Annotated in this window: 18 protein-coding genes, 1 tRNA gene, 1 pseudogene and 2 riboswitches; of the genes and pseudogenes, 4 read left to right on the forward strand and 16 right to left on the reverse strand. The window is 34.4% G+C overall.

Features of this window, described 5'->3' with window-relative positions; genetic code table 11:
• Window positions 1-38: 38 nt before the first annotated feature.
• Window positions 39-1,139, reverse strand: a complete 1,101-nt coding sequence (gcvT, locus tag HHU08_RS15710; RefSeq protein WP_016204894.1) for a glycine cleavage system aminomethyltransferase GcvT — start codon at window positions 1,137-1,139, stop codon at window positions 39-41.
• Between the two features lie 101 nt (window positions 1,140-1,240).
• Window positions 1,241-1,333, reverse strand: a riboswitch (glycine riboswitch).
• A 3-nt stretch (window positions 1,334-1,336) separates the two neighbouring features.
• Window positions 1,337-1,424: riboswitch (glycine riboswitch) on the reverse strand.
• A gap of 295 nt (window positions 1,425-1,719) precedes the next feature.
• On the opposite strand from gcvT, the gene HHU08_RS15715 reads away from it, so the two are divergent.
• Entirely contained in the window at window positions 1,720-3,432 is a 1,713-nt protein-coding gene (locus HHU08_RS15715) for a DEAD/DEAH box helicase (RefSeq protein WP_016204893.1), read from the forward strand.
• The gene (locus HHU08_RS15720; protein WP_169188825.1) at window positions 3,401-4,207 is read left to right on the forward strand and encodes a YqhG family protein; all 807 of its coding nucleotides are present in this window, start codon (window positions 3,401-3,403) and stop codon (window positions 4,205-4,207) included. Before HHU08_RS15715 ends, HHU08_RS15720 begins: the two co-directional genes overlap by 32 nt.
• Before the next feature lie 65 nt (window positions 4,208-4,272).
• On the opposite strand, the gene HHU08_RS15725 is transcribed toward HHU08_RS15720, so the two are convergent.
• Genes HHU08_RS15725 through comGA form a run of 8 tightly spaced genes read right to left on the reverse strand, consistent with a single transcriptional unit; the run spans window position 4,273 to window position 8,577 of the window.
• Window positions 4,273-4,461 (reverse strand): YqzE family protein, encoded by a 189-nt coding sequence (locus HHU08_RS15725; RefSeq protein ID WP_016204891.1) that lies wholly within the window; start codon window positions 4,459-4,461, stop codon window positions 4,273-4,275.
• A 54-nt stretch (window positions 4,462-4,515) separates the two neighbouring features.
• The gene (gene comGG, locus HHU08_RS15730) at window positions 4,516-4,896 is read right to left on the reverse strand and encodes a competence type IV pilus minor pilin ComGG (protein WP_101730836.1); all 381 of its coding nucleotides are present in this window, start codon (window positions 4,894-4,896) and stop codon (window positions 4,516-4,518) included.
• Between the two features lie 6 nt (window positions 4,897-4,902).
• Window positions 4,903-5,346, reverse strand: a complete 444-nt coding sequence (comGF, locus tag HHU08_RS15735; RefSeq protein WP_169188826.1) for a competence type IV pilus minor pilin ComGF — start codon at window positions 5,344-5,346, stop codon at window positions 4,903-4,905.
• Window positions 5,343-5,666, reverse strand: a complete 324-nt coding sequence (locus HHU08_RS15740) for a hypothetical protein (RefSeq protein ID WP_016204888.1) — start codon at window positions 5,664-5,666, stop codon at window positions 5,343-5,345. Before HHU08_RS15740 ends, comGF begins: the two co-directional genes overlap by 4 nt.
• Window positions 5,650-6,087 (reverse strand): competence type IV pilus minor pilin ComGD, encoded by a 438-nt coding sequence (gene comGD, locus HHU08_RS15745; RefSeq protein ID WP_016204887.1) that lies wholly within the window; start codon window positions 6,085-6,087, stop codon window positions 5,650-5,652. The genes HHU08_RS15740 and comGD overlap by 17 nt, the downstream gene beginning before the upstream one ends.
• Entirely contained in the window at window positions 6,084-6,437 is a 354-nt protein-coding gene (comGC, locus tag HHU08_RS15750; protein WP_051994029.1) for a competence type IV pilus major pilin ComGC, read from the reverse strand. Before comGC ends, comGD begins: the two co-directional genes overlap by 4 nt.
• A 51-nt stretch (window positions 6,438-6,488) precedes the next feature.
• Window positions 6,489-7,526 (reverse strand): competence type IV pilus assembly protein ComGB, encoded by a 1,038-nt coding sequence (comGB, locus tag HHU08_RS15755; protein WP_169188828.1) that lies wholly within the window; start codon window positions 7,524-7,526, stop codon window positions 6,489-6,491.
• Window positions 7,510-8,577: a competence type IV pilus ATPase ComGA gene (gene comGA, locus HHU08_RS15760; protein WP_016204884.1), complete on the reverse strand. Its 1,068-nt coding sequence runs from the start codon at window positions 8,575-8,577 to the stop codon at window positions 7,510-7,512. The genes comGB and comGA overlap by 17 nt, the downstream gene beginning before the upstream one ends.
• A gap of 212 nt (window positions 8,578-8,789) precedes the next feature.
• Between comGA and HHU08_RS15765 the strand changes: the two genes are divergently transcribed.
• Window positions 8,790-8,861: transfer RNA gene (locus HHU08_RS15765), tRNA-Gln, on the forward strand.
• A 429-nt stretch (window positions 8,862-9,290) separates the two neighbouring features.
• Here the strand turns inward: HHU08_RS15765 and HHU08_RS15770 are convergent.
• A pseudogene (locus HHU08_RS15770) lies at window positions 9,291-10,222 on the reverse strand (cation diffusion facilitator family transporter).
• A gap of 579 nt (window positions 10,223-10,801) precedes the next feature.
• Here HHU08_RS15770 and HHU08_RS15775 point away from each other — a divergent pair.
• Window positions 10,802-11,500: a helix-turn-helix transcriptional regulator gene (locus HHU08_RS15775; protein ID WP_016204882.1), complete on the forward strand. Its 699-nt coding sequence runs from the start codon at window positions 10,802-10,804 to the stop codon at window positions 11,498-11,500.
• 60 nt (window positions 11,501-11,560) lie between these two features.
• Here HHU08_RS15775 and HHU08_RS15780 read toward each other — a convergent pair whose 3' ends face one another.
• The 6 genes from HHU08_RS15780 to HHU08_RS15805 form a co-directional block, all read right to left on the reverse strand.
• The gene (locus HHU08_RS15780; RefSeq protein ID WP_016204881.1) at window positions 11,561-12,196 is read right to left on the reverse strand and encodes an MBL fold metallo-hydrolase; all 636 of its coding nucleotides are present in this window, start codon (window positions 12,194-12,196) and stop codon (window positions 11,561-11,563) included.
• A gap of 12 nt (window positions 12,197-12,208) precedes the next feature.
• On the reverse strand, window positions 12,209-12,526 hold the full coding sequence (locus HHU08_RS15785; protein WP_016204880.1) for an MTH1187 family thiamine-binding protein: 318 nt from the start codon (window positions 12,524-12,526) through the stop codon (window positions 12,209-12,211).
• 99 nt (window positions 12,527-12,625) lie between these two features.
• Window positions 12,626-13,753, reverse strand: a complete 1,128-nt coding sequence (locus tag HHU08_RS15790) for a YqgU-like beta propeller domain-containing protein (RefSeq protein ID WP_016204879.1) — start codon at window positions 13,751-13,753, stop codon at window positions 12,626-12,628.
• 188 nt (window positions 13,754-13,941) lie between these two features.
• Window positions 13,942-15,129, reverse strand: coding sequence for a M14 family metallopeptidase (locus HHU08_RS15795; RefSeq protein ID WP_016204878.1), 1,188 nt, complete (start codon window positions 15,127-15,129; stop codon window positions 13,942-13,944).
• 250 nt (window positions 15,130-15,379) lie between these two features.
• Window positions 15,380-17,260, reverse strand: coding sequence for an LTA synthase family protein (locus HHU08_RS15800; protein WP_169188829.1), 1,881 nt, complete (start codon window positions 17,258-17,260; stop codon window positions 15,380-15,382).
• A 316-nt stretch (window positions 17,261-17,576) separates the two neighbouring features.
• Entirely contained in the window at window positions 17,577-18,539 is a 963-nt protein-coding gene (locus tag HHU08_RS15805; RefSeq protein ID WP_016204876.1) for an ROK family glucokinase, read from the reverse strand.
• Window positions 18,540-18,541 lie beyond the last annotated feature (2 nt).

Genomic DNA, 18,541 nt, shown 5'->3' on the forward strand with positions numbered 1-18,541 from the left:
AGCCCATTTGTTTTTCATGTAGAAAAAAGCTTAAAAAGTTATTTGCTTTTATAAAAAGGCGTTTTTATAACTTTCGCCTTCAAATATTTCCCTCTTATTTCTACTTCCACTTCTGTATCTATTGCAGCATAATCAACTTGGATTAATGCAAGCCCGATGTTTTTCTTTAATGTTGGCGACTGTGTACCAGTAGTAACTCCCCCGATACAAGACCCATTTGCATATACTTTATAACCATGGCGTGGAATTCCTCTGTCCAGCATTTCAAGTCCAACTAGTTTTCTAGTTAAGCCTTCCTCTTTTTGCTTCACTAAAGCTTCCTTCCCAATAAAGTCAGCTGCTTTGTTTAATTTGACTGCAAAACCAATCCCTGCTTCCAAGGGTGTAATGTCCGCTGATAACTCTTGACCATATAAAGCAAGTGTTGCTTCAAATCGCAAAGTGTCCCTTGCACCTAAACCGCAAGGAAGAACGCCTAACGGTTCTCCTACTGTCAATATTTCCTTCCATAAACCTTGTGCATCTTCGCTTTGACAATAGATTTCGAATCCATCTTCACCAGTATAGCCAGTACGTGACAGGAGAACTTCTTTACCTGCTAAAGTCACCTTATTTTGAAAATGAAAATATTTAATTGAAGCATAATCAACAGCAGGATTTATTTTTTTTAGCACTTCTTCAACTAGTGGCCCTTGCAGCGCTAATTGAGCAAAATCTTCTGACAAATTAGTTAAGGTAACTTCGCCACTCACTTGATTTTGGAGCCATTCAAAATCCTTTTCGATATTTGATGCATTCACCACTAATAAGTAGTGATTATCTGCTAGCTTATATGTTAATAAATCATCTACTGTCCCACCATTTTCATAACACATCGCAGAATATTGGGCAGCACCTGTTTGTATTTTTTCTATGTCATTTGTAAGTACTTTTTGGAGAAAGTCTAGACTATCTATCCCCGTTACTTCAATCTCGCCCATATGGGATACATCAAATAAGCCCGCTTTTGTACGAACAGCCTCATGCTCCTGTTTAATGCCGGAAAATTGAACAGGTAAGTTCCAGCCTCCAAAATCGATTGTCTTTCCACCATACTCTTTATATACCTCATATAACGGTGTTTGTTTTAATAAAGTCAATTAACAGCACTCCAATCCCTTATGTATTAGACATTCTCATTTATTGCAGTCAAAAAATTGCAACAAAAAAAGACAGAAACCCCCCTTTATAAAAGTAAGGTCTCTGTCCTTGCACCTGAAAGTTTACCGATTATCACCATAACCGGCTGTCCCCTTTGGTGGCTTACGCGGTTCTTTGTAAGCACTCTCCAGAGCTGCGTCCAAATAGAGTTCTTTTGCCTGAGAGATTCACAAAATTGTTTGCTCCTTCGGCGCTACGAATGTAGTCTCTCCCCTATTTCTCATCCGCGATTCATAAAATTTTCTCAATTGGTCATACTAAATACTACCGGAAATAATGGTTGTTTAGTGAGATTAGTAAAACACGATCATTTTTTATTTTTTCCCTTTTAATGTTCATGTTTTTTTCAAATATAAATAAATTGTGACAAAATTAAAAACTTTTTTACCCTTTTATCCTAACATCCGAATGAAAAGGTGGCAATATATTTTTGTGTTTTACTAGCTTTCTTTTTTCATTCCTTTTTATACATACATAATATGTCTACAACCAAATGAAATCAGAAAGGAAGAATACGATATGACCCTGCAAATTAATTTTGATGATTCATGGAATAATCAGTTATTAAAACGAATTTCAGATGATGGTCCATGGGCAAATTGGGAATTATATAAGCTTGCTGTAGAAGTAGAACAACATAATATCATACCAAACTTCGAAGGTCTCCAAGCCCCCAAATACCTATCAGACCTTTCTCCTTTGCCTCACCAATTAGAAGTTGCCAAAAAGGTAATAGAAGATATGAATGGAAAAGCCATCTTGGCAGATGAGGTTGGGCTTGGTAAAACAATTGAAGCAGGATTAATTCTCAAAGAATATATGATTCGTGGATTAGTAAAAAAAGTGTTAATTTTAGTTCCGGCTTCTCTTGTAACACAATGGGCTTTTGAGCTAAACAGCAAGTTCTACATTCCTGCTATGGTTCAGCGCAAAAGCTATGTATGGGAGCAATGCGATATTGTCGTATCGTCTATTGATACAGCCAAAAGACAGCCTCATCGAGATATCATATACAACCTGGATTATGATTTGGTGATTATTGATGAAGCCCATAAACTGAAAAATAATAAAACGAAAAACTATGAGTTTGTCCAAAATTTAAAAAAGAAATTCTGTTTGCTATTAACAGCTACTCCTATCCAAAACAGAATTAGCGAAATCTTTAATTTAGTCTCTTTACTAAAGCCTGGTCATCTTGGCAGCGAATCAGCATTCTATGAAAAATATAAAAAAGATGCACGCTCCATTGATGATGACGAGAATTTAAAAGCATTAGTCAATAAAGTAATGATAAGAAACAGACGCCATGATACAGGGATCGAATGGACAAAACGAATTGTCGAAGCAGTTCCTATTCAATTTACGGAAGAAGAAAGAGCATTATATGAAGGCTTAGTTAATTTAAAAACAGAAAACTATCTTTCTAATAATACCGAAAATAATCGAAGTCCTTTTTCGATGATTACTTTACAAAGAGAGGCATGTTCAAGCAGGGAAGCTGTCTATTATACCCTTCAAAATATGATGAAGAAAGTGGAAAATCCTACACCACAATTTCAACAAAGAATACAGGAACTTGTGAAAAAAGTAGAAGCGGTTCAACAAAATTCGAAAGCAAACAAGGCATTAGAGCTTATTAAGAAAATTAACGATAAAGTAATCATCTTTACCGAATATCGGGCCACTCAATTATATTTACAATGGTTTTTAAAGCAGCATGGCATCACTTCTGTTCCCTTCCGCGGCGGCTTTAAACGCGGCAAAAAGGATTGGATGAGAGATCTGTTCCAAAATCATGCGCAAGTATTAATAGCAACAGAGGCTGGTGGAGAAGGTATTAACCTTCAATTTTGCCACCATATAATTAACTTTGATTTGCCATGGAACCCGATGAGACTAGAGCAAAGGATAGGACGTATCCATCGACTTGGTCAAAAAGAAGATGTAAAGATTTATAATTTCGCTATTAAAGATACAGTTGAAGATCATATTTTAAAATTACTTTACGAAAAAATCCATCTTTTCGAAAAAGTAATTGGGGAACTAGACGATATTCTTACAAAGCTAGATTTTGGCAATATGGATGACTATATGATTGATATCTTCTCCCATTCTAAATCAGAGGGAGAAATGAAAATCAAAATGGATAATTTAACGAGCATGATTGAATTTGCACAGAATATGAAGGAAGGTGAAGCATATGAAGCAGCAGGAAATTCATCAATTTCTTGAACGATTTTTCAGCGCGAATGATTGTGAAATAGTAGAGAATAAACTTGGTTATCTAACCGTACAACTTACCATTGAGATGGATAAAGAGTTAATGAATCGCCCTTTTTATTGGCATTATCTTGAAAAGACTGGCGGCACACCAAACCCTGCCAGTCTTACCCTCATCACAAATCCAAAGCTTGCACCAGACGATATAAAGGGCGAATTAATTCATTTTGGCTCTCCTCGTCTTCATCAGCTTTTTGCTTCTGCTAAAAATTTATCGAAGTATATACGTTTATACGAAAAAAAAACAGGACAAGGTCAGCAACAAACATCATTAAAACCTTGGCTAGCCCTTAATGTGAAAATATCGTATCAATGTGACAGAAAACGGGATGTATTTCAATCAATTGGGCTACAGCTAATCAATGGTCAAATAGCAACAGATTTTCAAGCAAAGATTGAGAAGATGAATCTTTCTGCCAAAATTCCCGATTATGCGTTTACCCTTTCTCCGTTAATTATGCCAAAAAGCGGGATAACAAGAATTGAGAATATGATAAAACAATCATTATTAGCAGAAGATCATACATGGGCAGAAGAAGCGCAAGAAAGATGGAAAAAGGATTTAGAATTGCTAGAGCATTTTTATGAAGATATGGAAGACATGGAGGAAGAACAAGAAACATTGGAGACGGAAAGATTAGCTCTACAGGAGCAGTATGAACCAAAGATTAATATTTCGATTATTAATGGCGGGCTATTCTATTTAGCTTCAGAAGCTGTTTCCTAAACCATAATCATGAAAAAAGGAGCAGATTTATGCTTTAATAAGCTAAATCCACTCCTTTTCATAACCTATCTTCTTACCTTTCTACGCTTAAAGCTAAATATAATTAAATAAGGTAAAACTCCAAACCATCTCAGCATAAATGGCTCTTTCAGCCCTTTTCTTTCCGCTCTTAACTTTTGCCTTTCTTCTTTAGGCTGATCCATATACTGGACAAATGTTTGGGTCAAATACTTCACATAATCATTGGTATTCATCTAATCACCTACTCTAGCATTTGTACTAGGATAGCCCTATCGTTTGGTTTTTATTCATTCTATCCATTTCGTCATTTTATTCTGCTCCATATCAAAGTAGCTTATTGCATAGATCGGCTTTATCCCAGCTTTCATATTTAATTGATAATCGATTTTAAAAGTAGTACGCGAATTTTTTTCTATTGTATAAAAAACATTACCATGTAAAAAAGTCTTTGTACCAGAAAGTTCAGGATGTTCTTCTGTAGAAAGTTCATATTCAATTTCTTTTAAGGAAGACAGAAAATAATATTCTTGCATATTGCTATTTTTCACACTAACTTCTATCCCTTTCTTATTTACATAGATCCCATACAAAATAAATAAAAAATAGATGAAAAGGATATACACACATAAAGATAACGGGTAAATAAATCCTTTATTATTCCTGATCAATTCCCATCACTCCAAAAACATAAGATAAGATCTTATGCTAGTCTCTTTTTCCATCGCAAATCGGTCCGTTACCTTCACTTGAAAACCGTTCTTCTGCATAGTAAACTCGACGCTGTTAATACCTTGCAACGCTACCTCATGTCCTGTTGAATCTACTCGCCTTCTAATATTGCTGCCATATTTTTCATAAGTTACGACCCTTCCATCCACATAAAGGACTAACTTATTGTTAGCAACCGCAATTCCTTGGGACATTTTTGTTTCTTTTTTTAATTCAAGAATAAATAGTTCCCACTCCATGTCCTGCAGTTCTTTTTCCGAAAATTGACGATCAAGCATTAATTGAAGAGGAGTAAATAAGAGAGAAAGAATAATAGTAAAAATAAAAAAAGAAAGCAGCATTTCCAATAAAACATAGCCTTTATTATTGAGAAGGAATAAATTCTTCATTCTGTCCACACATCACAGATTTTTTTTGATTGCTGGAATACATTTTCATACTGTATACAGACTTTATTATCTTCCTCCCAAAAGATGGGATAAGTCTGTTCCTTCTTTTCAATAGAAGATATTCCTTTTTCTGCTTCTCCTAATTTCACTTCCATTAAATATTGATAAAACAGTTCATGAACAAACTTACTTTGTGCTGAATCCTCTAACTGTTTTAGAACATGGATATATACCGGCATCCACGTAAGTGCAATTAAAAGCCATATCGTAAATGCCAATAAATAATCCGGTAACATAAATCCTTTACAATTTAGTCGCATAGAATCGCCCTTTACCAATTTGAATCGTTAACTTATAGTCTTGTTTACCTATTCGAAACTCTAATGTGCCAAATTTAGAAAAATTCCCATTTGAATTGATGTTAAAAGAAAGCATTGTATTATTAGAAAAACTGATGTCATTATCATAATAGCGCTCCACTATATTTCCGGTATTAACATCAGCACGGATGTAGTAATGATGCAAACTAGGGAAGATTCTTACCTGCACTGGTAGTTGATTTTCAATCGCAAAGGCTTGTGCATAATAGAGATCTCCCTCCAATTGAGTAATGAAATGATTTTCATTAAGCGAGGTTTGCTGTGAGGTGACTAAGAATATCGATAAAGAAGAAATAATCACTAATAATGATATTGCAACAAGCATTTCTATTAATGTAAAGCCTCTTTGATTTGCTATCATGGATTATCCGTACCAGAAGTAGAAACTACTCCGTTTGTAATAATTAATTCCTTGCCATTCGTACATTTTTTTTGATCATTTGTTATATAATTTTCTTCTTCCAATTTAGCAATATTCTCTGGATATGATTTATGCTCCATATAATAGGATTGGACCTCTGCTTGTACCATCTTTGTTAAAGCTTCACAACCAGTATTATTTATTTTTGAATTATGCTTGGTGATATTTGGAATGGTAACAATCAATAATATCGAAATAACGACCAAGACGATCATCATTTCAATTAGTGTAAAGGCATTTTGCTCGTTAATTTTTTTGACAGCTAAACGAGCATATTTGCCCCCTTTCATTTCAATTAATGTAAATCCCTTTTCGTTCTTCATTTTCTTCTCCTTTCACAATTAAAATCCATCTAATAATTGAAACATTGGCATTAATACGGACAAATAAATAGAAATGATTAATATACCGACACTTGCGTATAGAGTTGGTTGAAGGACTTTTATTGTTTGTTGTAAATTTTCTTCTATTTGCGTTAAGCAATAGTTTCCAAAATAATAGAATTCTTGATCAAGCTTTCCATTTTCCTGGCCATGGCGAATAATTTGTAATAGTTCTCTATCCAAAAAAACAAACGGTGCAAAAGCATGTTGAAGATGAACACCTTTTTTTAATCGATAAATAGTAATTTTACCTATTTCCGAGTAGAGTCTTTGCTCCTTATTTTCTTGGAAGAATTGCAAACATTCATAAATAGAAAATCCGCTGGATAATAAATAACTTAACTGGATAGAAAGAAGATAAGAGAAATAGTGTTTCACAAATTTACCTACAAATGGGATACGCGCTAATAAATTCATTTGAACAATGATATTTGACTTACGGAAATACAAATAATAATAGAGAATGCTTGAGAAAAGTAAGAGAAGTAAGACTACACAGAAATACGGAATAATATGATCAATAAACTGGAGAAAAAGGAGAAAGAAATTTTTATTTATATTCATCGTTACAAAAATGGAATTAAATTTCGGTATGAGTATGCTTTGAACGAAGAAAAATAAAACGAAGGTAAATAATAATAAAAAGACAGGATAGGAAAGAATTTTCCTTAATTTTTTGATGGTATCTTGCTTATTTTGAATCATTTTACTGGCATCTTGAAAGGCATTAGCAAATCCTCCATGTTTTTCAGCAAAATAAACAAAGCTAATAACCTGACGATCAAAATTTAATCTCACAAGGTTTTCAAAAAATGTATCCCCTCCTTTTAATGAACCGTAACAAGCATTTATATCTTCCATTCGACGATCAGGCATGTAAGAACAGGAAGATTGAACTGCCTCTGCCATGGAATATCCCCTATCCAGCAATTCTCCTATACACTTTAAAAATCTAGCTTGTTCTAAATTAGACCATGCATTATTTTTTTTCATCATAAATCCACCGTTCATATTCCCCTTTCTTTATATAACCTAATGCTATACCTTTACAAATAATCTCGCCTAATGATTTATAGTTATTTGTCAAACTATCGGTTTGATTATAAAGAATTGCAGGAATCTTACGTCCTGTTATCATTTCAAACACGGTTGACCGCTTTAAACGATCATTTAAACGGTAACAGCTAGGCGAACATCCATCATCACAAAATGGACATACTATCTCGACCAATCTTTGGGCAGTAACAGCAATTAAGGTTTGTTCAATTTCTGTCTCCTTAATACCAAACTCCAATAAGCGATGAATCGCACCTTTCGCATCCCTTGTATGCATGGTAGTCAACACCAAATGTCCTGTTAAACTCGCTCTTATTGCAATATGTGCTGTTTCTTTATCACGGATTTCTCCAACCATAATAATATCAGGATCATGACGTAGGATTGCTTTTAAGCCAGTAGAATACGTAATTCCTGCTTTCTCATTAACTTGGATTTGCAGAACATTTTCCTGTGTTTTTTCAATTGGATCTTCTAAACTAATAACATTTCGTTGATAAAGATGTGCATTTTCATTTAAGAGGGAATAGAGTGTTGTCGTTTTCCCTGATCCAGTCGGACCGGTGAGAATTATTAATCCATGAGCGTGCTTTAACAAGGAAATTAATTTACGCGAAATATTCGGAAATAAGGAGATGTGATAGATTGGGAGCATATTTTGATCGGTAAGTACACGAATTACTAAGCTTTCATGGGGATGGGATGGTAAGGTCGATAAACGTAAACCAATATACTGACCATTGACTGTTGTGGAAATAGAACCATTTTGCGGTTTTCTTCTTTCGCCAATATCCATAGAGGCCGTAAATTTGAAGTGGGAAATTAATTTGTCACATTCCACAGATGATATTACTAATCTAGTAAGCAAACGATTAGCAATCCGTAATTGAAGGATGGATTCCTTTTGCCTTGGGGTTATGTGAATATCAGTAGCGTTCTGCTCTACTGCATCACGTATAATCCGATTTGCTAGTGCTTCAATAGATAACACTTTTCATTTAACACCACCTTTTTATTTATTCGATTACTTATTTCGACAAAAAAGGTGAAATTCCTTCTTCACTTATAAATTTTTTTCTTTTTATTATCGCACCCTACAAAAGGTACTGTTGATTAACCTTTCAGAGAATTTCCGAAAAAATTCAGTTTGTTTTCCGTATAAAAAATTCATCTTTCATCCATATTATATATATCAAATATTTTTGGGCTATAGCCAAGTGGTAAGGCAACGGACTTTGACTCCGTCACTCGTTGGTTCGAATCCAGCTAGCCCAGTTAGGACCCGTCTTTTCGGGTCCTTTTTTTATATAGAAAAATGGGGCTGTGATATATTTATTCCAGCCAAGGATAAAACCGAACAATTATACGAATCTGCTAATGAAAGTCCCGTATAATTGTTTGATTTTTTCATTTGTTTTTAAAAGGATGTTTCCATGAAGTTTAGTGCGGTTCCCCGCAGCCGGAATACACTTCGCTTTCCGTGGGGCTAAGCTTAAGCCTCCTCAGCTTCGCCTCCGGGGTCTCAGACTGTCTCGCTAATCCCACTGGAGTCTACGTGTATTCCGGCTGCTCTATTTTCCCAACTAATTATATCTCCTCTTGTAAAAAGTATGCGAAAGCAGCCGCTATTTACTAGCTAAATTAGAGATTGTTCGTCTTTACAGAGTATCTATTTAGTTATGTCCCAACCTTGTGGCTTATCTGTTATACATTCATATCATCATGTTGAATCTGCGACTTTTCAATTTGAATGGTTGTATGGTCAATGTTAAATTTTTCTTTTAAACATCGATTGCAAGCTGGAGAATTTCTTGACTATCGCTCTTATCATCAATTAATAGATGGCAGCTTAACGTATCCAGTCCAGATGTGATAGTCCATATATGCAAGTCATGGACATCGATTACTCCTGCCATTCCTTCTAATTCTCTTTTTACATCTGCCTGGCTGATAGTACTTGGTGTTCCTTCCATTAATATATGAATCGAATTTTTTATTACTCCCCAACCGCTTTTTAAAATTAATAACGCGACTACGACAGATATAATTGGATCTGCGACATACCAATCAAAGAAGAGCATGAAGAAACCTGCTATAATTGCGCCAACAGAACCTAATGCATCCCCTAAAATGTGTAAATAGGCACTTCGTAAATTAACATTGTTCTCTACATCCCCTTTTCTCAATAATGCGATGGCACTGATCATATTTGCTAGTAGACCAATTACAGCTATAACCATCATCGTTCCACTGGCTACAGTAGGTGGTTGAGAAAATCGCTGTATTGCTTCCATGATGATAAAAAAGGCGATTATAAACAGAGTAACACCATTAAATAGAGCAGCTAAAATTTCAAAGCGATAATATCCATACGTTTTATTAGCAGATGGCGGTCTAGACGCAAACCAGATTGCTAGGAAACTTAGAAAAAGGGAACTCGCATCACTTAACATATGGCCTGCATCTGATAATAAAGCGAGGCTATTCGTAAGCAAGCCACCAAAAAACTCCAACAACATAATACCTGTCGTGATTAATAATGCTATAAGTAAACCCTTTTTATTTCCTTCTCTTATTTCTTCAAAACCATGATGATGTCCATGATGACTATGGTCGTGTCCATGAGAATGCCCCATATTATCTTCCTCCTACCACTAATTAAAATCGATATATTATTAACTTTTTCAATCGCGTTTCTCTAAATATTGCTGTAGCTTTGCTGCATTAATCCTTTAGAAGTTACTGGAATTTCTATGTATATCCCAGTTTAAGAACCTCTAGAAAATAATTTTATTCCCTATATTTTGTGGCAAAAACCAAATTTTATGACTTCCTGATCGATAAAGAAAACCTCCAGCAGTGATCCCGCACTGATGGTTAATTGCACTTATCGAAAATTTACCGGAGAGTTTCTTAGCGATTCAGCTTGTTATAAAAAGGGAATGCAGATCAAACACGATATTTATTTTCTTATATGAACATATATTCATATATAAATTATATAATCAGTACAAAAAGATGTCAATGAATGCTTTAAATATTAATCATTAAACAATTTATTACGATGTTCATGCTTCAAACAGTGAATATGTACATTTTATGAACAAAATATTTGTGAAGTTGTGAACATTTTATAAACTTATCGTTTTAACCATGTTTATGGTAGATTGCTATATTATAATAAAGAAAATTAGTCCTCAGGAGGAACATTTGATATGGAAAATACACTAAAAGTTACGAATGTATTATCTGATCCAACTCGTTTCTATATTTATCAGTACATTACTAAAAGGCATCAAGATGTTACTGTTCAGGAAATTGCGGATGAATTCTCCATTCATCCAAACGTAGCTCGCTTGCATTTATCTAAATTAGAAGATGTAAGAATGCTGCACTCGGAAACAAAGAAAACGGGTAAAGGTGGTCGTCCAAGCAGATTATATCGCTTATCAGATGAAGTCATTCAATTTAGCTTTCCGTTTCGAGACTACCAATTATTAAGCAATATTTTGTTGAAAACGCTCGAAAGCCTTGGAGCAGAGGGAAGCAAAGCGCTTTATGAAACAGGAAAAACATTTGGTAAGGAAATGATGGAGCATGAGATTGCCCGTTTTACAAACAATACAGCAATATTATCTAATGAAGATAAACTGCGTTTATTACAAAATGCGAGTTTAATGACAGGACAATTACCTGCACTAGAATGGAACGACGATCAAACCTCTTTATATTTCGAAATATATAACTGCCCATTTAAAGAAGTAGCCCTAGAGCATAAGGATAAAGTTTGTACGATGCATCAATCCTTCTTTACTGGAATGTTTGAAGCATTGTTTACAGATGTTCAGTTAATTGAAAAACAAAACATTATTAGTGGCTGTGATCAATGCGCCTACAAAACCATCGTTCAATAAGAAAAAAGGAGAGAAGGGATATTGCTCCCCATTCTCTCCTTTTTCTTATTGCAGCAATTTTTAAAACCCATTTATATATGGATTATGATCCATTTCATGCTCAATTGTCGTTTTTCTACCATGACCTGACAGAACCAATGTTTCTTCTGGCAAATTCAATAACTTCTCATGAATACTATTTAGTAAAGTTCTTTGGTTTCCGCCAACTAAATCTGTCCTGCCAATACTTTCATAAAAAAGCGCATCTCCAACAAATGCCCAATTCTCTTTTTTAAAATAAAACGTAACACTACCTGGAGAATGCCCTGGTGTCTCCATCACTTGAAATGTAAAATCACCGATTGTCATGCTTGGGTTTTCATCTAAGAAATGCTCAGCAGGTCTCGCTACAATAGGATTCGGAAGTCTAAATGCTTCACTTCCATTTAATTTCGGGTTAATTAACCATTCTTCTTCTTTGCTATGTACATAAACAGGAATGCTATACTCTGTTCTAACATCTTCAACTGCGCCAATATGATCAAAATGTGCATGTGTTAAAAGAATCGCTATAGGAGATACCTCTAACTCCTGAATTATCTTAATTAACTTTTCCCCATTTGCACCAGGGTCTATCACTAAACAATCCTTATTTTCGTTCCATACTAAATAACAATTCGTTTGGATTGGCCCTAAAGGAACTTGTTTATATTCCATGAACTTTTCCTCCTATTTGCTTTCCAAATGACTTAGAACACGTTCTACTTTATCTTCCATTTTTCTAGTAATGTCTCGTCTATCATCAATACGGATATTCGTACAAACACGGACAAGGCCTTTTTCAAATGGTACTTCATGCATTGCTTGAATAACTTCAAACAATATCGGTAGCTCGCCTTCAATAATTGTATTCATTGGTGTTAATTGAAAACGAATCTGGCCTTTTTCCTCATAATCCATTAGTACTTTTTGAATATCTGCTACATATGCACTTACACTTGGCGTTTGCGTTCCTACTGGTATTACTGTTACATCTACAATTGCCATATTAACTTCCCCTTCCGCTGCAAAAATTAGTCGTCGTCTTTCATACAATCAACCATTGATCTTAGTTCATGATTATGATGGCATATTTTTATTTCAACATCAACTATTGTGAATATTAGAGGAAAACAAAGGAGTGATTTCTCCCGTTTCTATCTCCAACATATTTTCTAAATAATAGCCAAAAAGACAGTACTTTCCGTCGCTTGAAATTTGGATTGGCTGGTCCTCTAATTCCGTATCGGTAAATATTTTTTTACTTTCACCTGTGTTCATATCTATTTCTATAAGTTCAAAACCATCTTGATAGGTTTCAGCATTCCCATTTTCTTTCGGAACAAAAGTTATCAATTTATCCTGATAAATCGCATAGTTCGGAACTAGCCAATTAGCAAATTTGGATAGTCGTGGAACTTGAATAGTCCCATGTTTATTTAAATCTATGTCATAAAAGGAATAAACAGCTTCCTCCTCGTTCCCTGTACTTGATAGAGTAAAGAGAAATTCATTTTTCTGATCGATAAAATAAATATTAGGAAGTTCTAATTCCTTTTCTTCTGCTGTTTCTAAATCAAATATTTTCAGTGGTGCATATAAGGAAGGATTATTTTGATCCCAATCAAGATACATTACATTCTCTGTTGTTAACCATTGTGGAAACGGTGTAGAGACAGGGAAATCATTTAATACGTCTTCTTGAATATCTAATGTAAACACTTTGCTCTCCCAATCCTTAGTGAAGGTAGTAACTAATAATTCATTTTCATTATGTGGATTCCATGCAAAATCTGTTTCATAACTTTGAAACTTTCTAGAAAGGATCTCGCTACCTTTTGCATCAATTATATGCATTTCTCCTTCCTCATCAGAAAGAGCACTATATAGTAAAAGTTTATTATTGTTTATCATCACATTCGATAATTCTGTGTCCGACTCATACAAAGGGATATGTTTCCCTGTATAGATATTATATGTATAAATTTTATATACACCTTCTACTTTTGCCGAATAACAAATCGTATCTTTCTGTATCCAGCCATATACTTGCTCAAATTCTCCTTCAATCGGGCTTATAGGAGGAAGCATCGTGTTGTTGTTAACATTTTTGTCCTTCGCTTCATTTTCACTGGCTGAATCATTCTGTCTAGGGCTACAGCTAGACAGAATTAGTGTGAAAAAAGTGAAGAGAAGAACTATTCCTAGTGTATTTCTCTTACCTATTAGAAACATTTTTCACACCCCTATAAATACTTTTCCTGTTTTTTTTTACTCTATAGAATAGTAACACAAAAAAGCCGATTTTTTTCGGCTTTTTTTAAATAGTCTTTGATATTTTGCTAAAATAAGAAATATGACTCAATTTAATGTACTTTTGCTCCAGTTTGCCTATAAAATCATATCCAAGTGCTTAAATGATACTACATATATAAGGAAGCTAAGAAAATTCCCGTTGTATCATGGTAGATTTCGGCAAATTGAGAAAGAGGAAGTGGGTTTATCCCTTTTCCTAACTCGATTGTAAAACCCGGTTTTCTGAATTCTTGTATAAACCAATCTTTATACCCTGCATGACTATCAACATTTTGAATAGCCTTATATCCACTCACTCTTGAAAATTCATTAGCTAATGTCCTTGATTCTGCTGGTTCCAGTCCTTCGTAGCCCCAATAAAATTCTTTCCCTTGTGTATGTAAAGCTAATAATCGGTCAAATTGCTCCTTTTTTGCAAGTTCTGCCATCACTTGAGCCTCTGGTTCGGACAATGGAGTATCTCCTGGATAATCTCTCGGTGCTGGCCCTTTTGGTTCTTTCCTTTCCTTTTCAATTTCCCAATTTGCAGGAAACTGATTATTCAAATCGACGCCACGGATATTTGCTTTCCAGCCAGTAAAATCGATACTCCCTTCATTTATCGAGATAATTTTTTCCTTTTGTCCCTCGGGAGGTCCATTTAAAACCAAATTTACTCCATCTGGGTTAACCATTGGTACAATCGATAGATCCACAGACTGATACAAGGGCATTGTTCGAACATTGCGGAAAGTTGTTGCATTAGTTAAAGATAATAAGAAATCATTTAAAAACGTCATTATAATCGGTGTAGTGATCCATTCATTCGCATGGAAGGATGCATTTATATGAACGTTTTTCGTTCCTTTTCCAATTTTAATTTCCTCTATGTTTTGTCCTAATACACTATTACCAATTGTATGCACTGTAATGAAAGGGAAAACTTTTTTTAAACGATTGATATCTTCCTGCAAAGAAGAATAATCATATTTTTTCTTCCCATCTACAAACCTTTTAATGATGCGATTAGGAATTAAAACTTCGTCCCCTACTTTAAGATTATTGGGATTCAGTTGTTGATTTAATAATAAAAGACTATCAACCGAAATATTTCTTACACCCGCAATTTTCCACAAGGTTTCTCCATGCTTTATTTGATGAACTTGTGATTCAAATCCAGGAATTTGGATTGTTTCAGATACTGCTAATTTATTTGGATTTACGCTAGGATTACTGTCTAAAATAAGATTTAAGGGAACCATAAAAAGCTGACTATAGTACCAAAGTGTATCCCCTGGTCTCAATTTTATCTCCATATGTTCACTCCTCTCCCTATTTATATATATGAACATTCCATCAAAACATTCATAGCGAAAATAGGCGATTAAGAAAACTTCCGGGGTTTTCATCATCCCCACTGATGGTTAGTTACACTTGCCAGACCTCGGCTTCCTTCGTTCTCAGCAGCTTGCATTTAGGTATTACTACAATAAAAAAAGCTTCGTAACATACTAGTTATTACAAGTATGTCCCAAAGCTACAATCATCCTATTCTTTTTGATTCGTTTATTCTATCATATCAAGCATTCCTTTTTCTTTATCATAAAAACGCAATAGGTCTCCATAAATAATGCTATCGGAATACTGCAATTCTAAATTCGCCTGTTCGATATATGCCTCACATGCATTTCCATCAACCGCTTCTCCTGTTGCTCGATCATAGCATACCTCTTTTGTATATACATAATCTTCAGTGATAAAGCTACCGTCTCGCAATACAACAAATTGGTCATTGTCTTTTGAGAATAGATCAGATCCAAATTGAATATCATTTTTAGTCTCGATCCCTAACAAATGAAGTAGAGTAGGTTTAATATCCATTTGACCCGATACAGTGGAGATTGTTTTTCCTTCCATTCCTGGAATATGGATTGCAAATGGAACTCTTTGCAATTGAGTACTTACAAATGGAGTCACTTCTTCTCCTAATAACTCACTCATTGCTTTATTATGATTTTCAGAAATTCCATTATGGTCTCCATATAAAACAATAATACTATTTTCATAGAGACCTTCCTCTTTTAATCTTTCAATAAAGATTTTCAAGGCTTCATCCTGATAACGAACAGTCGGTATAAAATTATTAAGCGTTCTGCTTCCTGTTGTTAGCGGCTCAATTAATTTGTCTTCTTCATCTAGTTCAAAAGGAAAATGATTTGTCAGCGTAATAAATTTACTATAAAAAGGCTGAGGCATTTCTTTTAAATGCGCAATAGATTGTTCAAAGAAATCAATATCTTTCAGTCCCCAACCGACAGAGTTTTCCTCATTTACATCGTAATCATTAATTTCATAAAAACGTTCATATCCTAGACTTTGATACATTATATCACGATTCCAGAAACTTTTATTATTTGCATGAAGAGATGCGGTAAAATAGCCATTCTCGCTTAAAATTTCTGGTGCTGCTTGATATTCATTTCCAGAATGAGTAAAGAAAACTGCCCCTCTGCTTAAAGGATACAATGAATTTTCTACAATAAATTCGGAGTCAGATGTTTTACCCTGTCCAGTCTGATGGTAAAAGTTCTCAAAATAAAAACTATCTTTAATAAATTCGTTCAAGAAAGGTGAAATCTCTTCCCCATTTACTTCGCGATTTACAGTAAAGCTCTGAGTAGACTCCAAACTTACCATTATCACGTTTTTTCCTTTGGCGATTCCAAACATGTCCTTATTTGGTTCAGTATAATTCGCCTGATTATAGTTAAGCATATCTGTTAATTCACTGCCATCTGCAAATGCTCTTTGTGCAGAAGTCTTTGTTTGCAGAAAAATATCATATAGCTGGTAGTTGTAAGTACCAATATTCTTTACTAAAAGCTCTCGATCAAATGTTCTTGTTAACAACTGTGTTCTTTGTGTTTCTGCTAAACTCAAATTAAAAAATGCTAAGCTAATCGTAAATAAATAGAAAATACTTTGCTGAACTCTTGTGTATTTTGGAATCTTTAAAAAGGATGGTTTCTTTTTCATTATTACTGCAAGCAAAATAATATCAATAAAGAAAAGAATATCCGTAACATGAATTAACTCCCTGACACTACTCCCCAAATCGCTCATATTACTAGTTTGAAATAGAAGCGGGAGGGTTAAAAAGTCTGTATAGACGCGATAAAAAACTACATTCGCATATAATACAAAAGAGAGAATCAAACTAGAGGTGAATATATATCTTTTTTGATTTTTCGCTGAGAAAAACATGGATATTCCCAAAATAAACAATAACGAGCTTAAAGGGTTAATAATTAAGATAAATTGTTGAACCCAATTTTCAATTTTAATATCAAAGCTAGTAATATATGCAATATTTGTTTTAATCCATAGTAAAACTGTTGCAATCGTTATAAGTGATAGCTTAGACCATTCTATTTTTTTCTTAAACAATGATGAATCCTCCTAACTATTGATCAAACAAAATCTCTAAATGATCACTTTACACATTTTACAATTATTTTATTATATAAAGCCAATCTTTATGAAATTTTAATCTATTTTTCATCTTCATGTATTATTATAATAACTTACTCTTTTTTAGACGTCCAACCAGAAGAAAAGTTTCAAAAAAATAGTACTTTTTCAAAGAGGAATTTTTCTGAATGTTCAATCTATTTTTCTCACAAAAAATCTTCTCCCTAATAGAAGAAGATTTGCGAAAATATTAGATTTAAAAAGTTATATTATATATTCCTACATAACTAGATTAATGTTTTGCAAGCCACGCAGCACCAATTACCCCTGCTGTATTCCCAAGCGTTGCCACATCAATGACTGTTGACTCTGCTACGCTTTTAAAAGAGAATTTCATGAAATTCTCCTTTACAGGATTCAACAGAACGTCACCAGCTTTTGATACACCGCCTCCAATTACAATTTTCTCAGGATTTAATGTATTGGCGATGTTTGCTAATACCAACCCTAAATGAAATGCAACAAATTGCACGATTTCATTTGCTAATTCGTCGCCTCTTTTTGCTGCATCAAATACATCCTTTGCTGTAATAGCGCCTTCTTGGTCCAACACAGAATGAAGCTCACTTAATGTATGTCTTTGTGCTAATCGTTCTTTCGCTAAACGGACAATTCCAGTTGCAGAGGCAATCGTTTCTAAACAACCTGTTTTCCCGCAGTTACAAAGAGCACCATTTTCAACAATAGCAGTTAGATGTCCTATTTCACCAGCAGCACCCTTTACTCCCTGTACGATATCTCCATTAATAATAACACCGCCACCTACACCAGTGCCAAGTGTTACGCAAACCAAATCTTTAGATCCTTCTCCAGCTCCCTTCCACATTTCACCTAAAGCTGCACAATTCGCATCATTATCTATGGTTACTGGCAGTCCTAAATCTGCTTCTAGTCTAGCTTTTAATGGAAAATTATCTGGCCATCCTAAATTGACCGTATTAAAAATGATTCCTGTTTCATAATCAAATGGTCCTGGTGCACCCATTCCTGCACCTAAAACATCTTCCTTTGAATGACCTAATTCTTGCAATTTAGCATCAATCGATTTTGCTATATCTGAAGTAATGTTTTTTCCTTCTTCTGAATTATCGGTAGGGATTTCCCAATGATCAATTAAATCGCCATTTAATGATAAAAAGGCAATTTTCACTGTTGTTCCGCCTAAATCAATTCCAGCTACCCATTTTTCCTGCATCC

The sequence above is a fragment of the Niallia alba genome (genome assembly GCF_012933555.1).
Lineage (GTDB): Bacteria > Bacillota > Bacilli > Bacillales > Cytobacillaceae > Niallia > Niallia alba.

What these genes read in the sequence shown, in the direction of transcription:
- HHU08_RS15720 (WP_169188825.1), top strand. Translation starts at nt 3,401, where the DNA reads ATGAAGCAGCAGGAAATTCATCAATTTCTTGAACGATTTTTCAGCGCG.
- comGB (WP_169188828.1), bottom strand. Translation starts at nt 7,526, where the DNA reads ATGATGAAAAAAAATAATGCATGGTCTAATTTAGAACAAGCTAGATTT.
- HHU08_RS15790 (WP_016204879.1), bottom strand. Translation starts at nt 13,753, where the DNA reads ATGTTTCTAATAGGTAAGAGAAATACACTAGGAATAGTTCTTCTCTTC.
- HHU08_RS15805 (WP_016204876.1), bottom strand. Translation starts at nt 18,539, where the DNA reads ATGCAGGAAAAATGGGTAGCTGGAATTGATTTAGGCGGAACAACAGTG.
- HHU08_RS15795 (WP_016204878.1), bottom strand. Translation starts at nt 15,129, where the DNA reads ATGGAGATAAAATTGAGACCAGGGGATACACTTTGGTACTATAGTCAG.
- HHU08_RS15740 (WP_016204888.1), bottom strand. Translation starts at nt 5,666, where the DNA reads ATGCGACTAAATTGTAAAGGATTTATGTTACCGGATTATTTATTGGCA.
- HHU08_RS15725 (WP_016204891.1), bottom strand. Translation starts at nt 4,461, where the DNA reads ATGAATACCAATGATTATGTGAAGTATTTGACCCAAACATTTGTCCAG.
- HHU08_RS15780 (WP_016204881.1), bottom strand. Translation starts at nt 12,196, where the DNA reads ATGGAATATAAACAAGTTCCTTTAGGGCCAATCCAAACGAATTGTTAT.
- HHU08_RS15785 (WP_016204880.1), bottom strand. Translation starts at nt 12,526, where the DNA reads ATGGCAATTGTAGATGTAACAGTAATACCAGTAGGAACGCAAACGCCA.
- HHU08_RS15775 (WP_016204882.1), top strand. Translation starts at nt 10,802, where the DNA reads ATGGAAAATACACTAAAAGTTACGAATGTATTATCTGATCCAACTCGT.
- comGC (WP_051994029.1), bottom strand. Translation starts at nt 6,437, where the DNA reads ATGAAAGGGGGCAAATATGCTCGTTTAGCTGTCAAAAAAATTAACGAG.
- comGD (WP_016204887.1), bottom strand. Translation starts at nt 6,087, where the DNA reads ATGATAGCAAATCAAAGAGGCTTTACATTAATAGAAATGCTTGTTGCA.
- HHU08_RS15715 (WP_016204893.1), top strand. Translation starts at nt 1,720, where the DNA reads ATGACCCTGCAAATTAATTTTGATGATTCATGGAATAATCAGTTATTA.
- comGF (WP_169188826.1), bottom strand. Translation starts at nt 5,346, where the DNA reads ATGAAGAATTTATTCCTTCTCAATAATAAAGGCTATGTTTTATTGGAA.